This window comes from Draconibacterium mangrovi (assembly GCF_010586825.1).
Taxonomy (GTDB): domain Bacteria; phylum Bacteroidota; class Bacteroidia; order Bacteroidales; family Prolixibacteraceae; genus Draconibacterium; species Draconibacterium mangrovi.
In genome coordinates this window covers 114,523-132,974 of the sequence record NZ_JAAAGB010000006.1, presented here as the reverse complement: position 1 = coordinate 132,974, position 18,452 = coordinate 114,523, and the positions used below count along the sequence as shown (strand labels likewise).

The 18,452-nt window shown below is 41.7% G+C and carries 15 protein-coding genes; 5 read left to right on the top strand and 10 right to left on the bottom strand.

The window, feature by feature from the left end; translation table 11 throughout:
* Window positions 1-2: 2 nt before the first annotated feature.
* The gene (locus tag G4420_RS15590; RefSeq protein ID WP_163324873.1) at window positions 3-2,450 is read right to left on the bottom strand and encodes a T9SS type A sorting domain-containing protein; all 2,448 of its coding nucleotides are present in this window, start codon (window positions 2,448-2,450) and stop codon (window positions 3-5) included.
* A gap of 1,046 nt (window positions 2,451-3,496) precedes the next feature.
* On the opposite strand from G4420_RS15590, the gene G4420_RS15585 reads away from it, so the two are divergent.
* Window positions 3,497-4,948, top strand: a complete 1,452-nt coding sequence (locus G4420_RS15585; RefSeq protein WP_163324872.1) for a glycoside hydrolase family 32 protein — start codon at window positions 3,497-3,499, stop codon at window positions 4,946-4,948.
* Between the two features lies 1 nt (window position 4,949).
* Complete coding sequence (locus G4420_RS15580) at window positions 4,950-5,444, top strand: thioredoxin family protein (protein ID WP_204273714.1); 495 nt, start codon at window positions 4,950-4,952, stop codon at window positions 5,442-5,444.
* Here G4420_RS15580 and G4420_RS15575 read toward each other — a convergent pair whose 3' ends face one another.
* The 4 genes from G4420_RS15575 to G4420_RS15560 form a co-directional block, all read right to left on the bottom strand.
* Window positions 5,445-7,031 carry an aspartate:alanine exchanger family transporter gene (locus tag G4420_RS15575; RefSeq protein ID WP_163324871.1) on the bottom strand — a complete coding sequence of 529 codons (1,587 nt, stop codon included), beginning with the start codon at window positions 7,029-7,031 and terminating at the stop codon, window positions 5,445-5,447.
* A gap of 143 nt (window positions 7,032-7,174) precedes the next feature.
* Entirely contained in the window at window positions 7,175-7,882 is a 708-nt protein-coding gene (gene pepE, locus G4420_RS15570) for a dipeptidase PepE (protein WP_163324870.1), read from the bottom strand.
* Between the two features lie 177 nt (window positions 7,883-8,059).
* The gene (locus G4420_RS15565; protein WP_163324869.1) at window positions 8,060-8,830 is read right to left on the bottom strand and encodes a creatininase family protein; all 771 of its coding nucleotides are present in this window, start codon (window positions 8,828-8,830) and stop codon (window positions 8,060-8,062) included.
* 25 nt (window positions 8,831-8,855) lie between these two features.
* Complete coding sequence (locus tag G4420_RS15560; RefSeq protein WP_163324868.1) at window positions 8,856-9,677, bottom strand: porin family protein; 822 nt, start codon at window positions 9,675-9,677, stop codon at window positions 8,856-8,858.
* Window positions 9,678-9,896: 219 nt separating this feature from the next.
* Here G4420_RS15560 and G4420_RS15555 point away from each other — a divergent pair, with 219 nt between their 5' ends.
* Window positions 9,897-11,618, top strand: a complete 1,722-nt coding sequence (locus G4420_RS15555; protein ID WP_163324867.1) for a DEAD/DEAH box helicase — start codon at window positions 9,897-9,899, stop codon at window positions 11,616-11,618.
* Window positions 11,619-11,960: 342 nt separating this feature from the next.
* On the opposite strand, the gene G4420_RS15550 is transcribed toward G4420_RS15555, so the two are convergent.
* The 3 genes from G4420_RS15550 to G4420_RS15540 form a co-directional block, all read right to left on the bottom strand.
* Window positions 11,961-12,677 (bottom strand): DUF6261 family protein, encoded by a 717-nt coding sequence (locus tag G4420_RS15550; RefSeq protein WP_163324866.1) that lies wholly within the window; start codon window positions 12,675-12,677, stop codon window positions 11,961-11,963.
* 419 nt (window positions 12,678-13,096) lie between these two features.
* On the bottom strand, window positions 13,097-14,029 hold the full coding sequence (locus G4420_RS15545) for a hypothetical protein (RefSeq protein ID WP_163324865.1): 933 nt from the start codon (window positions 14,027-14,029) through the stop codon (window positions 13,097-13,099).
* A gap of 29 nt (window positions 14,030-14,058) precedes the next feature.
* Window positions 14,059-14,793 (bottom strand): hypothetical protein, encoded by a 735-nt coding sequence (locus G4420_RS15540; RefSeq protein ID WP_163324864.1) that lies wholly within the window; start codon window positions 14,791-14,793, stop codon window positions 14,059-14,061.
* Window positions 14,794-15,274: 481 nt separating this feature from the next.
* Between G4420_RS15540 and G4420_RS15535 the strand changes: the two genes are divergently transcribed.
* Together G4420_RS15535 and G4420_RS15530 are read left to right on the top strand one after the other, a co-directional pair.
* Window positions 15,275-16,333, top strand: a complete 1,059-nt coding sequence (locus tag G4420_RS15535) for a sensor histidine kinase (RefSeq protein WP_163324863.1) — start codon at window positions 15,275-15,277, stop codon at window positions 16,331-16,333.
* The gene (locus G4420_RS15530) at window positions 16,330-17,082 is read left to right on the top strand and encodes a LytR/AlgR family response regulator transcription factor (RefSeq protein WP_163324862.1); all 753 of its coding nucleotides are present in this window, start codon (window positions 16,330-16,332) and stop codon (window positions 17,080-17,082) included. Before G4420_RS15535 ends, G4420_RS15530 begins: the two co-directional genes overlap by 4 nt.
* Before the next feature lie 278 nt (window positions 17,083-17,360).
* On the opposite strand, the gene G4420_RS15525 is transcribed toward G4420_RS15530, so the two are convergent.
* Both G4420_RS15525 and G4420_RS15520 read right to left on the bottom strand, forming a co-directional pair.
* A complete protein-coding gene (locus G4420_RS15525; protein WP_163324861.1) occupies window positions 17,361-17,786 on the bottom strand; it encodes an OsmC family peroxiredoxin in 426 nt (141 codons plus the stop codon).
* 6 nt (window positions 17,787-17,792) lie between these two features.
* Window positions 17,793-18,335, bottom strand: coding sequence for a peroxiredoxin (locus G4420_RS15520; protein ID WP_204273713.1), 543 nt, complete (start codon window positions 18,333-18,335; stop codon window positions 17,793-17,795).
* Between the last annotated feature and the right edge of the window lie 117 nt (window positions 18,336-18,452).

The following is an 18,452-nucleotide window of genomic DNA, read 5'->3' as shown; positions in this document are numbered from 1 at the left end:
TTCTAATTTTTTATGATTTTTTGAGTAATTGTATTTAAATAATTATCTGATATACTTGCCATGTATACTCCGGGAGCCACATTAGGAAGATCGATTTTTATCTTGCCGGAATACGCTGCATTGTAAAGTGTTTCGCGATGCACTGTTTTTCCATATAAATCGGTAATAATTACTTCAACATCGTCTGCCGTCTCTGAACGGAATCCATCGATATAGATGCTGCTTTTAAATGGGTTTGGGTAAATGCTTACCTCGTTGGCAGCCAGCTCTTCGTTAACATCGGTAGTAACTTGCTGTATTGACAAATTATCGATTGCCCATCCCCATCCGGTAGTGGCCTTATCTGATGCTAAACGAAAGCGAAAAATTACGGTGTCGCCTGCTTCAAAACCGGTGTTGTCGGTTAGGTTTATCGTTTGCTTCAGGAACATGTTTTCTGCTCCGGCTGCCTGCGACACCGCACTTTTTAACGAACCTGTAAATTGCGAACTCCAAAGATCATCAACACTCGAGTCGTAACCATCGGTAATTGGTAACCAGCTTTTTCCATTGTTTTTACTGGCCTCAACAATTACAAAATCCCAAAACTGATCTTCAGTATAAACTGTTCCTTCTACACCCGGTTCTACTAAAACTACCTCATCAAAACTCATCAGACCATTTTCTTCAAGAACAATCGGATATTTTAACTGGGCGAGCAGGTTATACTTTTGGTTATCAGCCTGCGATTCAGGATATGGATTTATGGTGTGCAGGTTACCGCTTGAGAAACCGGCCGGCAAGGTGACTTCAAAATCTGAAATTTCGAAATCGGTATTTGGCGAATCAAAATTATTAAAGTACCCTGTTAAAGCCTCATTTGTTTGAAATACTGAAACGTTGTAATAACCACTGGCTGGCATACGGCGTTTGTTCTCGCGCGTTGTATTGTCAATAGCAACAATGCTGTACTCAACCACATCATCGCTAAATAATTCTGTAGGAAATTCAAGTTTGCCGGCGTAATTATCAGCACCCTCTTTTGATAAGATAAATGGCTCCTGATCTTGTCCGTTAATACGGTACTGAACCTCAACTCTGTTTATTCCAACATTATCGGTTGCAACGGCTGCAAAATTCATTACAGGGCTGCCGGCGTTTACCATTTTCTCTGGATTATGCTGCAAAACCGGTGGATAATAATCGTCACCAATGCGGAAATTTAGTTTTTGCTCGGGTGCACGTTCAGGATAACTGAATGCTACATTTCCTGTAGTTTTTGCCTGGTAGTAGTAATATATTTTACCGGTTGCGTTGTTTAAAGGTAAGTCTCCTTCAAACTGATGAGTATTGTTATTGTAAGCAAGACTTACAGTTTGCGATGTTGCAAAGTTATCGGTTGAGAAAGTGATTTTTACAGATGATTGATCGATATCCATTTCTCCGCCAACTTCAACAAAAACAGGAAGTTTTTCACATGGCTCTTCAAAATCTTTAATCTCGTAACCATCAAAACTAACCGACTTCCATCCCATTTGGGCCAGAATATCCATTGTTTTATCACCCGGATAATGAATGGCTTCTCCTCTATAAATAAAAGGTGTCATCAGCGCGTTAGCGTCTCCCTGGCTAAATTCATTTTCAGGGTAATGGTAAATACTGGTTCCAATATTCCAGCTCTGCGGAGCATAAACTTTTACAGATTCAGAATTTCCCTGATTTTTCAACGCAAGATTATTCGAGAGCAATTGCTCTGCAAGCGTTGCTGACGGACGAGAAAAAAGATTCTCATCGGCAATTTGCTGGTGTAGCTGGTTATAAACATATACATCGTAAATACTGGGAGCATTCGCGCTGTTATCAATAATTCCCTGGTTGTTTTCTACATCGAAAAAACCAACAAATCCTAAACCATGTACCAACTCGTGCAACACAACGGTTACAAAATCGTACTCGTTTGACGGGCAATCGCCATTGATACCAAAATACCAGTTAATTGAACTGTTAAACGCACACTCGATATCAGCTTCCGTTCCGTTCAATTCCTTTTCCGCAAGTTTTTCAGCCAGTGCCACCGGGTAATACACATTACTCAGTCGTGCGCCTTTAAAGTTGCGGTACATACTACTTGGAGCACTACTTGCCAATACGTTGGTTCCGACCCCTTTCCACGTTGCACGCACTTTAATCGGTATGGGCGACGAAATAAGGTTTTCGTAAATAGATACAGCATATAAAAATGCAGGTTTTGCATTTTCAGGAAAGTTCACAAACTCCACCTGGAAATCGGAATTTAATACCGATCCGGATTTTAAGTTTGTTTCATGGGGTGCGATAAATGATTTTTTACTGTCTTCAGAAGCAATATTGATCGGGGCATTGATCTTTGTGATCCTTTCCTGATCTGATTGCTCGGCCCTGGCACAAAAAGCGCCAACTAATACCAGGGCGGTAATAATTAAATGTCTCATTACAATTTTAAATTAGGGTTTGTAAAAATTGTCATGCCTAAATCTCAATTTGCGCAAAGGTTTTCGGCATGTTTTTAGGAAACTTACGTTGCGGTGTACCTGTTTCAATCGGGTTTGTTTGTTATTGAAACAGTGGGTTTGTAATCCCGCGATGCTTATTCCCTAAGACTTTTTTCAGTAAACAAAGAACTTAATCTTCTTGGAAAACGACTTCTATATTGTCCTGTCAAATATTCACTACAAAGAACCTGACTTTTAATAGAGTACCCTAATTATTGTCGCTGATTGATTGACCACAGGTTGACCAAAATCTTACCGGTGAAAAGCTGATGATTTTATTAAATCCTTAGATCGGGATCCGAAATTGGGATGTTTTGCTGAGAAGATGGGTTTACTTTTCTTAGACCGTTAGTCTATGGTGTGCCCACAAAGTTCTCATACTTTTGTACTCAGCAATTTACGATCGAAATCTTTTCCCGCTCCTTATTGTTCTGCCTGAATTTTTGGTTCCTGATATGATTTACCGGGTTTGTTATGTAAATCATTGGGTTTGTTGAAACCTCAATTCTACACCAATAAGTTTCGCTTAATTGCGATCAGTAAATAAATTCTTTTCTGTTGTTTACAGCGTCCTCAATAATTAAATGGTTTTGTTTCATTACAACTCAAATTAGGTTCTAACTTCTTAATTATAAATAATGAAACATTCGTTTGATGCCGGAAAAATCTTTTACAAAACTTTCGTAAGAGCGAAAAAATATTGAGTAAGCAAAAATCCGTTTTACAAATATTATAATACTGCAAAGCGGTGGGTTTGTAATTTACTTCCACAAAATATCCACCCTGTAACAAAGGTTTCTTAACGCAAAAAATTCAACTTTTGATTTTAATTTGATGATTGATGTTGTGATGAAAATCAAAAGCGCCAGTCAAAGAACGGTTCTATATTTATGGGTTTGTGGATGTAAATGTAGGAATTAATTTAATTAAACCAAATTTTTTTTCATAAGTTTAGCTCGATAACAAAATTTAAGATCCAATTTTTTATGAACTTTTTATCAACAGCCTTACTCTCTATTGCTCTGCTTATTAGTCTTCCGGCGCAAAAAAAGGAGCAAAAACTTTACGACGAACTTTACCGGCCACAATTCCATTTTACGCCGGAAAAAAACTGGCATAACGATCCAAACGGGCTGGTTTTTTACGAAAATGAATACCACATGTTTTACCAATATAACCCCAAAGGAAACGAATGGGGATACATGCATTGGGGGCACACGGTAAGCACGGATTTGTTAAACTGGCAAGCACTTCCGATTGCACTTTACCCCGATGAAGGTTCAACTGATAAAGAAAAATGCACCGCCTATTCGGGCTCGGCAATTGTTGATGAAAACAACCTGCTTGGCAAACAAAACGGAAACACCAAAACACTGGTTGCTTTTTACACCAGCCAGCAATGTGGCCAGCGTATTACCTACAGCACCGACAAAGGAAGAAACTGGGAGAAATATGAGGGAAATCCGATAATAGCGTTTGATGAAAATGACGATGCCCGCGACCCGAAAGTATTCTGGCACGAAGAAAGCGGAAAATGGATAATGGCACTTTACCGCAAGACGAGTGAGGGAGAAGGTTCTAAAGGCGTTTCGTTCTATACCTCAACCAACCTGGTTGACTGGGAGTGGCAAAGTCACATTCCAGGTTTTTACGAGTGCCCCGACTTGGTAAAATTCCAGGTAACCAACCGGCCCGATGAAACCAAATGGGTACTTTTTGATGGCGACGGCAGCTATATTATTGGCAGTTTCGATGGACAATCGTTTACCCCTGAAACAGCTAAAATGAAGAGCGATTGGGGGAAAAATTATTACGCCACACAAACCTGGAGTAATATTCCAGAGTCGGATGGCCGCGTAATACAGATTGCATGGATGCGCGGAGGAGAGTTCCCCGATATGCCCTTTAACGGACAGATGTCGTTTCCATGCGAATTGTCGGTTACAAAATTCGATTATGGTTACCAGCTCATAAGAAAACCGGTTTCAGAGATTGAAAAATTACATGGCAAACACGACTCGTGGGAAGACAAAAACGTTTTGCCCGGACTTAACGATAACAAACTAAAAAAGGTATCGGGCGATTGCCTGCACATCATTGGTGAATTCGACCTGAAAACAAGCGACAATTTTGGGTTTATGCTTCGAAATGATGGCAAGTCGGCCGGAACAGAGATTCTGTACAATGTAAAACGTGAAACGCTAACCGTACTTGGTTGCACCGTACCACTTCCGCCTGTCGACAATACAATCAAGCTCGAAATACTACTCGACCGCTCCTCCATTGAAATCTTTGCCAACGATGGTAAAAAAGTGATCAGTAACTGCTTCACTCCAAGCGAAAAAGCAACCGACGTTGTACTTTTCACCAATGGCGGAGAACTGGGAATTGACAAAATTGATGTTTACGAAATGAATTCGATCTGGGAAAAAGAATAAAATGATGATATACATTAAAACAATAATGCTTAGCCTGGTAATGATTTTGCCAATGCTGTTAAGCGCACAGGAACAAAAGATTTACGACACTACTGCCGATGCAAAAAAAGACATTGCCGAGGCTGTTGAAGCAGCTCAAAAAGCAAACAAACATGTATTCCTGCAAATTGGTGGGAACTGGTGCCCTTGGTGTATCAAATTTCACAATTTTGTGCACGACGATGAAGAGCTAAGTTCTTTTATAAAAGACAACTTCGAGGTGGTAAAAGTAAATTACGATCAGAACAACCGCCAGGAAGAACTGTTGGCCGAACTTGAATTCCCGCAACGATTCGGCTTCCCTGTTTTTGTTATTCTGGATGAAACAGGCAAACGTATCCACACGCAAAATTCGGCCTTTTTAGAAAAGGATAAAGGTTACGACAAAGACAAGATCTTACGTTTTCTGAAAAACTGGTCGCCAGCAGCGTTAAACCCGGCGTCGTATGAAAAATAATTAAAAAAACATTGTAATCAGCTGAACACAAATGATCAGCAACACCATTGCTACCGGGTAAACTGTGGCATAGGCTATGGAGTGCGCGTTGGTGTCGGTCATCGAATCGGCAGCTGCCAAACCCGGCGTACTTGTCATACTTCCGCTGATTGCTCCCAGCAGTGTTAGAATGTTCATTTTAAAGAAATACTTACCGAGAATTCCTGCCACAATCATTGGCAGAATCGTGATGGCACCTCCGTAGAGGAATAGTTCAATTCCGTATTGATTAAAGGTTTCCACAATTTTTTGCCCGGCACCTGTTCCAACAGCCGCCAAAAACAACAATAAACCAAACTGACGAACCAGCTGGTTGGCAGCTCCTGTCATAGTCCATAAAATTGGGCCGGTTTTACCAATGCGGCTAAGTATCAATGCCACAATAAGTACTCCCCCTGTTAACCCAAGGCTAAAAGAAAAAGTTCCCATCGCAATACTTATTTTCCCAACCAATACCCCCAGAATAATTCCGAGAGCTACAGGTAAAATATCAGTATCGGACAAACGTTTCTGATCGTTACCAAAGATGTTTGAAACCATATCCATGTTGGCACGGCTACTGGCAATCACCAGCTTATCGCCAAACTGTAGTTTCGAGCCCGGGCTTGGAACAATGTTAATACCTGCACGACGAATTCGGGTGATCGTTGCACCGTAAGTATGCAGCAAATTAATCTGCCCAACGGTTTTATTCACCACCTCTTTATTGGTAACCAATACCGATCGCACATCGTATTTCGCGTCGATTGAAATTTCCTGTTCTGTTTGAGGGCCGATCAGCAACTCCACATTTTTTAGAGCTTCTTCGGTTCCTACAGCTTTTATCAAATCACCTTTCAACAACAAGGTATTGGGAGTTGGAGTAACTGCTATACCATCGTGCACCACGCGCGAAACTACTGCTTTGGTCATAAACCTAATACGCAATTCCCCGATGCTTTTGCCAACAACATTTTCGTTTTCAACCACAAAATTGCGTTTCACTACCTCCGGGAATTCATCTTTCAAAACCGCAAGATGTTCTTCTTCGGCTTTAGCAATGGAAGTACCCAATATTTTAGGAAGGAAACGAATGAACAGAATTACGCCGATAACACCAAACGGATACCCCACACCATAACCGATGGAAGCCAGTGGCGAGCCGGTATAATCAATCGCTGCAGCTAAACCAGGGGTACTGGTTAACGAACCGGTTAATAAACCAACTGCGATATTGGGATCAATTTTAAAAACGGTGATAATAAGAACGGTTATTACTGAGGCCAGCACGATAAGCAAAGATGCAAATCCGGCCAGCTGCCGCCCTTCCTTTTTAAACGACTCGAAGAAACCGGGACCTGCCTGAATTCCAATGGTAAAAATAAACAGCACTAAACCGAGGTACTGAAAATCTTTTGGAATAACAATGCCGTAGTGACCAAAAACAAGGGCTACAAAAATTACCGCCGACACATCAAGCGACAGTCCGAAAATCTTGATACGGCCAACGATAAAGCCCAGTGCAATAATTACAAAGAGGGCAAAATAACTATTTCCCAGTAGTTCCATTTGTGCTAAGTTTGGCACAAAGGTAAGTAATAGTTTTTGGGACTAACAAGCATCGAACCCGAGATGTAGCTCGATTTAATGTTAACTACAGGAATAAAAAAACCGGATAATAATTATCCGGTTACTTTATAATGTGTTCCATTTTATCGCAGTAAAAAACTAAAATCGTCGCCGGCCTTTAACTCGTATGGTTCCTGCCCTTTTTTAAAGATGCGGCAACTTCTCTCACCGATCAACTCCAACTTATCGTCTTCTAATTTAAACATGGTTCCTTCACGCAAGCCTGCCACGAAGCACTTCGGATTAATCTCAAGGAATTCAGAGATACGCTGCTCCCGGGTTTCGCCACCGTGTCCTTCAGGATTGGCATCAAGGTAGTGCGGGTTGATCTGGAACGGTACCATATTAATACAATCAAACCCCAGCGGATCAATGATCGGCATATCGTTGGTGGTGCGTAATGTTGGGCAGGCCACGTTTGATCCGGCACTCCAGCCGATATACGGAGCCCCGTTGTATACGCGTTCGCGAATCGGATTCATTAACTTCTGATCGTGCATCATACGCACCAGTTGCCAGGTATTTCCGCCACCAACAACAATGGCTTCAGCTTCTTCAATCGCCTTCACCGGATTGTTAAATGTATGAATACCTTTAATGTGATGCCCCACTTCGGCAAAACGTTCTTCCACTTTTTCGCAGTAGGTATCAAACGAAAAAGTAACGGCTGCATACGGAATAAAAACCGCAGTTACCGACTTTTCGCCCAGGAATTTTTTTATCTCGTTTTTCGGGTAATCCAGGTAAGGTTCGCCCGGCATTGTTGAGTTACTTAGCAGTAATAATTTCATTCGTCTACAATTGTTTATTTTAATGGAGACTCATGTAACTCGCATAGTCATGCCTCTGAGTACTAAAGAAGCTTTTGATGATGCTCGTTTCATTTCTCTTGACCAATTAATTTGTTGCCGAAAGAACTGAAATCTTATGAATTTTTCCAATGATAATTATTGTTTTTTCAGGAATTTTTATTCGTACATATTCCCCAAATCACAAGCCGCCAATTCCACAAAATAATCGGCGATTTGTGTAGTTATATCGTCCACGAACTTTTTGCCTTTTTCGGCCGTAGCTTTTTTCGGATTTCCAACACCGGTATCGGCCGAAACCTTGTCCCACTGGCGCGGTGCCCAGGCTGTTTTGTTTCTCAGCCCCTGAAGTTTAAAAGTTTTTGCATCTCCGTCACCTGCCTCGTCAAGCGGCAGAACCAGCGCAGGGAAAAAATGCATAATTATACTTGTCTCCATTTCGTTGGCGTGGTCGCCGGCTTCCTCAAAATAATCCTCCTGATCGATCATTCGAAACCACTCCACCAGCGAAATAAACACATCGGGAAACTGAGGTTGCAACTCACGTACCAACGGTTTAAAATCATTTCCGCCATGGCCGTTCATCAGCACCAGCTTTTTTATGCCTTGCCTACTTAAAGCCGTTAACAAGTCTTTTAGAATTATCAGTTGGGTTGATGGTTTGGTGTGCAAACAAAACGGCATGTCAATCTGCCCCATGTTTTGTGCACCCAACGGAATTACCGGAAGCACCATCACTTTTGCACCTTTTTCCCAGGCTTTACCGGCTGCCAGCTCGGCAATTTTTGCCGTCTCCAGCGAATCGGTTCCGTACGGTAAATGGTAGTTGTGTGGTTCAGTGGCACCCCAGGGCAAAATGGCCACATCGTATTTTTGATTTTTTACTTGTTTCCAGTTGGTTTGTTCCAACACGTAAGGTTTAGCATTCATTCTGTTAGGTTTAGTTTGTTGTCGTTTATAATTGGAATAAAGTGATTCCAAAAGTAAATGGCGTAAGTTCCGGCCCTTTGTCGGTTTTAAACAGCGGCACCAAATCGTAGCTGGCAAATACATTAAACCAGCGGTAGCCGGTTCGCACCATTACCGAGTACCTAAAACGGTGCATCGAAAAATCATCCACCACTTTTAATTTCTCTTTCTTTTCTTCTTTATACTTTATTTTGGTATGACTACTCAGCCTTACACTTCCCACCACACCGGCTGAAAAAAACAGGCGGTTATCGTAATGATTGATGGGAATCTGAAACTCAAGAAGCAAGGGTAGCGTGATCATCTCAACTGCCAGCTTCGATTTTTGGTTATCGTTAAAATACAGGAATTCGGGAGATATCACCCCATCGTTGCCTTTTACAATTGTGGTATTATCATCTAATCGGTAGCTTTGCAATTGCAGCCCCAGCCCGGTAATCAGACCAATAGTATTCTTATTTCTTTGCAAGCCGATGCTTTGTTGCAGGAAGTTGAAATACGCCGAATTCGACCTGAAAATATCATTATCCATAAACTCCGAATCGTAACCGGAGTAATCTTCGTTAAGCAGCATGTTAAAACCAAAATCGATGCCCACCCAGTGACCAGAGAAGTCGTCTTGCCACAATTTCAGGCCGTTGTGGGTAACTTCCGAAAGATCAATTTTACGTAAAAAACGTTGTGGGTTTTCTAACGGAACAATGCTGTCGTTTTCCTGTGCTTTTATTTCGAAACCTGAAAAACACAGGAACAGCAATAGGAGTATCTGAGTTTGAAGTATTCTTTTCATGGGCTTTCTGTGCTTCATATCTAACATGTGTTTTACATATGAACACTAACAAAAGTACACGTTTGGAAAGAATTTAAAGCCAATTCGGTGTTAAAAATGGTAATTGCCAAACAATAGCAAATCAATTCGATAGAATACAAAGCGAACACCCAAAGTTAAATTTAAGAAACAACAAGCTATAAACCTCTGAAATACAAATAAAAAGAATACCTTTGCGGCCACTTTAAAAAATTGATTATGAGTTTATTCGAAACAATGGGGTTAAAAGCCGAAATCCTGGGGGCGATCCAGGAACTTGGTTTTGAGAATCCCACGCCAATCCAGGAACAAACAATTCCGTTTCTACTGGAAAACGACCAGGATATGGTTGCCTTGGCACAAACAGGAACGGGAAAAACAGCGGCATTTGGCTTACCCATTGTTCAGCAGTTCGATAGTTCGGTAAAAGCCCCACAGGCTTTAATACTTAGTCCGACACGCGAGCTTGCTTTACAAATAGCAAGAGACCTTGAGAATTTCTCGAAAAATATTAACGGAGCAAAAATTGCCACTTTATATGGCGGCTCCGACATCAGGAAACAGATTAAAGAGCTTGAGAGTGGTGCCCAAATCGTTGTGGGAACACCGGGCCGTACACTCGACCTGATAAAAAGGAGTAAATTAAAAGTAAACGAAATCCAGTGGTTGGTACTCGACGAGGCCGACGAAATGCTTTCGATGGGATTTAAGGACGACCTTGATGCCATTTTGAAAGATACTCCGGCAGAAAAACAAACACTGTTGTTTTCGGCAACTATGCCAAAAGAGATCGTACGAATTGCCAATACATACATGGACGATCCGCACGAAGTTACAGTGGGCAAAAGAAACACTGCCGCTGAAAACGTAGAGCACAACTACTACCTGGTACACGCCAAAGACCGTTACATTGCCTTAAAACGTGTTGCCGATATTAACCCCAACATTTACGGGATTATTTTCTGCCGTACACGTGCCGAAACTAAAGATGTGGCCGACAAACTAATGCAGGACGGTTACAATGCCGACGCATTACACGGCGATTTGTCGCAGGCACAGCGCGACCACGTTATGTCTCGTTTCCGTAGCAAACACCTGCAAATGTTGGTGGCTACCGATGTGGCTGCACGCGGACTGGATGTGAACGAACTGACCCACGTTATTAACTATAACCTGCCCGACGACCCTGAAGTGTATATTCACCGAAGCGGAAGGACAGGACGTGCCGGTAAAAAGGGAATTTCCATTACACTGATTCACATGCGCGAGAAAGGAAAACTTCGCGATGTGGAGAAGAAAATGGGCAAACAATTCACGAAAATTCCGGTTCCGCTGGGAAAAGAAATTTGCGAGAAGCAGCTTTTCAACCTCATCGACAGGGTGGAAAAAGTGGAAGTAAACAACGAGCAGATTGCAGAGTTTATGCCGGTTATTTACAAAAAACTGGCATGGCTGGAGCGCGAAGAGCTGATCAAACACTTTGTATCGGTAGAGTTTAACCGCTTTTTACAATACTACGAAAACGCCAAGGATATTAACGTTGACGAGGCGCGCGAAAAAGAATCGATGCGTAGCGATCGTGGCGACCGCCGCAGAGGTGGACGTGAAGGACGTGAGCGTGGTGACCGCGGAAGCCGCGAGCGCGGCGGAGACCGTGAACGCGGAGATCGTGGCAGAGCACGAAGAGGCAACGGTGGCAACATGTCGCGTTTCTTCTTTAGCCTGGGTAAAAAGAGCGGCGTTAACAAACGTGCAATCATCGATCTGATTAACCAGAATACCCCTGGAAAAAGTATCGATATTGGCAGCATTGAAGTGCTGAAAGGTTTCTCATTCTTCGAGATCGACTCGAACTACGAGAAAGAAATTACAAAAGCTTTCAAAAATGCCCGTTTCAGAGGCCAGAAAGTAAATATTGAAGTAGCGAATAAGAAGAAATAGCTTCTAGCCACTAGTTGCTAGCTTTAAGAAATAGGAAATCCGGTCTTTTTAGATCGGATTTTTTTATGCCCTCTTATTAAATTGTTATTCTGAGTGCAGCGAAGAATCTGTTACATCGTAGCTATAAAGTAACAGATCTCTCACGTTCGTTCGAGATGACATAGCATTCCAAATACAGGATTGATTTAGCAACTATCTTTTGCACCGTGCTTTAGCGCGGTGATTTCTTAGAGTACATGAAAATGGCTTTAGCATTTAATTTTATAATATTAACGGCTAAAGCCAATCTCTTTACTACAGAACCAAACACCGGGCTAAAGCCACGGTGCAAAAACAATTACTCTACTCCTCCTCCTCAGCATTACGGCCATCGCGCAAACTCAGGTTGGTATTGTATTTATCGATGCGTTCGTTAAGTTCGGCAACAAAAGCTTCGTAGGCTTCGGGGCCTTCAACAAACATTAAACAATCAACCAGTTTGGCTACGTTGCGGTAGGCAGCGTCGAGTTGTTTGCGGGCTTCTTTCATATTTTGGGGCGGTTTGCCTGTTTCGTCGGTGTAGCGTTCGCCCACCAGGTTTTTCAGCGCCTGGTTGTTGGCCGCTAGCTCGGTTGCCCAGTCGGTAAGTCCTACCGTTTGCATATCGGTTCGGTAGGTAGTTTGCAACTGAGTAAGCAACACATCGGTAGCAGCTGTTTGCGCATCGTAAGGTTTTGTGGTGATACCTTTGAAACTATCGAAAACAATTTTCAGGCGACGGGCGGCCGCGCGCACATCGGGGTTAAAATGGCGCAATGCCGCGTCGACCATATCTTCCATTCCCAGCGTAGTGGTGTCGCGGATGTGGTCGGCATCGGCAATCGGGCCTGTAAACATACTTTTCTGCACCACGTCGAGGGCTTCAGCCTCGGCATCCAATGCCGCTGAAAAAGCAGGGTAATAGCGTTGAATTTTTAAGGCTTCAACCGTAAAACGAATAATTAGGTCGTTTACTTCGGTGTGAAAATTCTTATGTTCTTCGTTGCGAAAATCATGTAATCTTGCATTTAAAATTTCCATAATTATTTAGATTAAGAGTGATTAATTGGTTTCCGCACTCGCGGAAACGTGGTTTTTACTTTATTTTTATCCTTCCGCAGCAACGGAAAGCTTGTTTTAATTTCATTTCAGAGTTTCCGGGGTTGCGGAAAGCTTGTTTTGAGTTCAGTTCTGACTTTCCGTTTGTGCGGAAAGGCTCTTTTTAATCTGGTGCTTATTTTCCGCAGGCGCGGACGGCTTGTTTGAAGTTGCGTTTGGGATTTCCGTAATCGCGGAAAGATGTTTCGGCATTCATTTTATTGGCATTTGATATTTAACATATCAAAACTACAACATAATAAAATGCATATCAACCGTAGAATTACCTGGTTTTACACACGTAGAATTACCTGGTTTTGGGAATTGAGCATTAGTTATTGCCCAGATTAGCGACAGTAGTTTTATTCAATAATAATCTCCTTCTGCATTCTCAGGCTGCCCAACCAAATCTGGCCATTGTCTTGATTAATAGCTGCCTTACTCACCTGAAAACTTAGCCCGGGAAATTCGAAAGTAGCTTTGTATTGCCCCGGTGGTACAGCTTCAAAGTTGTTATAGGTAATTGTAATTTCTTTACTCTGGTTACCACTAATTACCGACAACCAATCTAAATCCCAGCTATTCCATGGGTCGGCCGAAACTGTCTCAATTTTATGCTCATACATCTCATAGGTACTAAAATTCCGGATGTATAACCCATTTGTAAAATAGTGAAACAGGCCAATCCCGGTTTTTTCAGGATCGATATAATAGTAATTGAAATCGTCGTTATTTTTTAGCCGTAGTTTAACTGTTACGTTTGTTGAGGATACGTAGTCAACAGATGTGATTTCACAACTCAACCCGGCATGAAACTGATTGTACTTCTTTAGCGCATCAACAATTCTTTCATCGTTGCGTGGGTCAGGGACAGAACCACCCAAGGTATCGAGGTAGGTTACAAATCCAATAGGTACGATATTGTTGTTATAAAAAGAAGGATGTGTTCTAATTATTGCACCGGTAGGCGTAGACGACAAATAAAAAGGCCAGGTCTCTCCACTGTATATTTCCTCTTCCTTTGCGAAGACTGTGAATTCTCCAAGGTTTTCAAAATCCTCAACAAACGACATATTATCATTTAAATAAATCAGGTGTGCGGAACAATCATAGTATTCAAAATCATTATGCGTTAAAACAACTTCGCCATTTGATGTAATACAAAATCCATCGGTAAGATTTTTTTTGATTTCAATTTCGTCTTCATTCAGATCATCTTCTTTGTCGCAACCTGCAGCAAAGAATAGCAACAGCAGAAAAAATAAGGAAGTGCACTTTGTGGCTATTGTTTTCATTTGGTAGTGGTTTAATTCGTTCTATAACTTTAATTTGGTATTACCCATTCGAAAACTTCTGATGGCTCTCCAAGCGCCTCGTCGCGTATTGTTCCCCAATCAAAATACTTTGCACATGGATACAAACGAACATATAATGTTTCTGTATTCTCCGGAATTAAATACCCATATGCATAGTTTGTAATCCATATCTCGCGGGTATCTCCTACAACCTCATCGAGCAAGATACCTGCATAATGAAAAAATGAATAATTGTCCTTCGAAACGTCATTTGTTGTATTAAAATACGCAATTGCATGATAATAAGATGGAGGTTGGTCTTTCATATTATATATTCTTCCGTATGCAAACATTCTAGACCATTCACCGTCCTCGGGCTTGGTTATACTGTCGAGTTCTATTCTGTACTGAGGTACTTCATTCATCTTGTATGAAAATGTATTTACTCTGTCGTTGATATGATATGTGAGCTTTGGATAAGTATCAAATGTTACGAAGCCATTTTTTTCGAGTTCTACAGCAAAAATACCATATGGGAAATCGGGGAACACGCAATCTCCTTTTGAATCGGTTACACCGTTAAATTGCTCTTCCCCCCTTGTTAAGGTAATCGCAACACCGGAATGATCATCACTGGCATTTTCATTTTCATCAATCAGTTGCACATTAATAACTAATTCGGGCCATTCATTTTCTTTGTCGCAAGCAAAAAGAAACACCAAACAAATAAATGGAATAAGTTTTATGAGTTTATGCAAGTTCATAACGGCTAGATTTAATATGTTTTTGATTTTTAGATAATTAAAAGTAAAAAAAGGTTGCATTAATGTTGAGATGTGGGCTTATGTTTAGCAACAGAACAAGTCACTTGTCATCAGTCATTGGAACCACCAAAGAATAACTAGTGGCTAATGTCTAGTGACTAGTGACTTTCTCTTTCCCATTCGTACCCAAAATTCCCCCACTCAGCAATTCTTTTTTTCGGAAGAACAGTGTTTGCTGCATCTTTGAACCAACGAAAACGAAACCATGAAATGAGCATTTAATGAATTCGCATCAATTCAAATGATTAAATACCAAATGCGAATTACATACGATGCCAATTGAATAAACTATTTTATCGTATGAAAACAATTTTTCTTTTGATCTGATTATTGAGATTACAGGTGGCCGGTCGTAATTGACCGGCTGCCTTACAAAGTGTTTTTCAGAAACAGTTTTTTATTATCTTCATAAACCGAAACCATGGCAAACTTTCAACTACATAAACAAACAAAAAAACAAGTGCTCAAGCACGTGGCTATCCTGGCAGGTGCATTTGCCATCAGCATCGTTTTTAGCCTGGTGCTATTTCAACGCATTGCGTCGCAAGGCTTGTGGAACATGGTACTGCTAACTTTTATCCAGCTGGAGCTGTTCCTGTACCTGGGCAATCGTTTTTTCAAGTCGGTCGATCCCGATACACCGGGTGCTATAAGGAAAACCATCATCCGTTTGGTTCTCTTTTACTTTACGGTGTTGCTTATTGCCTCAGCATTGTTCCTTACACTTTTCGCCTGGCACTTTTGGCGGGGCGGAGCACCATTTTCAGAGTTTATTCCCAGCCTTATGCATGCCGAGTTGCGATCGTTTTTAACCGCTGCCGGAATTGGTTTTGCCGTGGGTGCCCTCTTCTTTTTCTACACGCAATGGGCCGACACCGTTAAACGCATGCAGAAACTAAAGGAAGAGAAGCTTATTTTTCAGTACGAGACGCTGAAAACGCAGGTGAATCCGCATTTTCTGTTCAACAGTTTAAACACACTGTCGTCGCTGGTAAGTTCCAATCCCGCATTGTCGGATAAATTTATTCATAAACTTTCGGCCGTGTACCGATACGTGCTCGAGAACCAGGAGAAAGACCTCGTTCCGCTGGCTGCCGAAATGGAATTTGTAAAAGACTTTTTTTACCTGCAAAAAATTCGCGACGGCGAAAAAATAGAGCTCAAAATCGATTTTGAAGAAACAGGAACCGCGAAGATCATCCCGGTGTCGTTGCAAATGCTGGTTGAAAACGCTATAAAACACAACGTTGCCACACGGAAAGAGCCGCTGCTCATCACCATTCATTTTGAAGGAATTGACAAACTGGTGGTGCGCAACGACCTGCGCCAACGGATGCAACTAGCCGCCTCATCGAAAATCGGATTAAAAAACCTGAACGAACGTTGCAAGCTCATTCTTAACCGCGAAGTGGAAACACAGGAGACTGCTGATGAATTTATTGTGAAAGTGCCATTAAAACTGAACAACCAAAGCAAATGAAGGTAGTAATTGTAGAAGACGAGCACTTTGCTGCTGAAAAGCTGATGCAGCAGTTACACACCATCGCCCCGGAAGTGGAGGTGCTTGCGGTGTTGGAATCGGTGGAAGAATCGGTGAATTGGTTTGCTGAGAATCCTGCTCCCGATTTGGTTTTTATGGACATCCAGCTCGACGACGGACTTTCGTTCGAAGTTTTTGATGAGCTGGAAATCAAAGCCCCGATAATTTTTACCACAGCTTTTGATGAATACGCCATTCGCGCCTTTAAAGTAAACAGCGTTGACTACCTGCTAAAACCCATCGAGCTGGAAGCTTTGCGCTCGGCTATGGAGAAATACACGGAATTGTATGGTCAGCACCAACTGTTGGAAGACAAGGTGGCTAAAGTGATCGAACAGTTGTCGAGAACTTACAAGTCGCGGTTCTTTATTAAAATCGGCAACCGTTTTCAGTCGATACAGGTGAGTAAAATCTGTTGCTTTTTTGTGCAGGAACGCAGCACTTTTATAAAAACCATGGAAGGCAAAACCTACGATCTTGACTTTTCGCTCGATCAGCTGCAAAAAATGGTCGACCCCGATCAGTTCTTCCGAATTAGCCGTAATTACCTGGTAAACATTAACTGCATTAACGAAATTGTGGGCTACTCCTCCACCCGATTGAAACTAAAACTGGCTGCCGAGCTGCACGAAGATGTTATCGTTAGCCGCGATAAGGTTTCGGGTTTTAAGCGCTGGATGGATCAGTAGATATCGACGAAGAAAAATGGCTGTGTGTGCAATTTGCAGACTCTTTACCCTCTCTCCTGTCTCTCCCTTCTAAAATGGAGAGACGATCAGCCTCCATTTCAAACAACAATTAGCTCATTAATTGATCTGAACACTCAAAAATCGACCGACCAATCGTCCTTCCTTGCTTGCAGGGAAGGATAATAGGATGGGTAATGAAATGCTGTCTGCTCGATAATTTCCATAAAAAAAGGAGCCATCACTGACTCCTTCTTCATATGCAATTATGACTTTCTCTTTTAAACCAATTTTGCGTCTAATTCAATTTCGGCAGTACCGCCGGCATACAAACGCGAAATCGGGCATTTTGCTTTAGCAGCTGCTGAAAGCTCGGCAAATTTCTCTTGCGACAAACCTTCGCATTTTGTTACATTGGTTAATTTGATGTTGGTAATAGCAGGTCCGCCATCTACCTGACCCAATGTAACGGCTGCTTCTGTTTCAACGCTTTCAGGAGTTAATCCTTCGCCACTAATTAAAGCTGCTAAAAACATTGAGTAGCATCCTGAGTGTGCTGCACCTACCAGTTCTTCAGGGTTAGTTCCTTTTCCATCTTCAAAACGCGATGCAAAAGTAAACGGCCCGCTATAACCGGTGATGTTCATATTTCCTTTTCCCTCCTTAAGAGTTCCGTTCCAAACTGAGTTTACCTTTCTTACTGACATAATTCTTTAGTTTAATGTTAATGAATTCAATGTTTCTTCGCCTGGCTGCCAGTTACATCCGGTTAAACCAGGATTTTGAGTAGCTTCCAAAGCTCTTAATACCTCGGCAACGTTACGGCCGGTTGCATCGTTGTTACAGTTCACCCATTGGATTTTTCCTTCAGGATCAACAATAAAAGTAGCACGGTAAGCAACGCTTCCAGGTTGTAAGATACCCAATTTTTTAGACAATGACTTCGAAGTATCTTCAATTAATGGGTAGGTAAGATTGGCCAAACGCGGGTCGTTCGATTTCCATGCCAGGTGAACCTCGGCAGTATCGGTTGATACACCATATAACTCAGCATTTAACTCTTCAAATTTTGCGTGATTGTTGTTAAACTCCACTATTTCGGTAGGGCACACAAAAGTAAAGTCTTTTGGGTAAAAGTAGATTACCATCCACTTGCCTGCTTTTTTATGATCTTCAGATGTTACTTCTCCGAACTGGTTGTCTGCTAATACCGCAGTTTTTTTAAACTTTGGAAATTTATCTCCTACTGATTTCATGATTTTTTCGTTTTTTATTTTTTAAAGATTACATGCAAATGTAGATTGAAATACAGCGCGTGTCAAATTGATTTTTTTTAAGCGAAATAGACAAAAGCTATATAAAAAACAGTAACC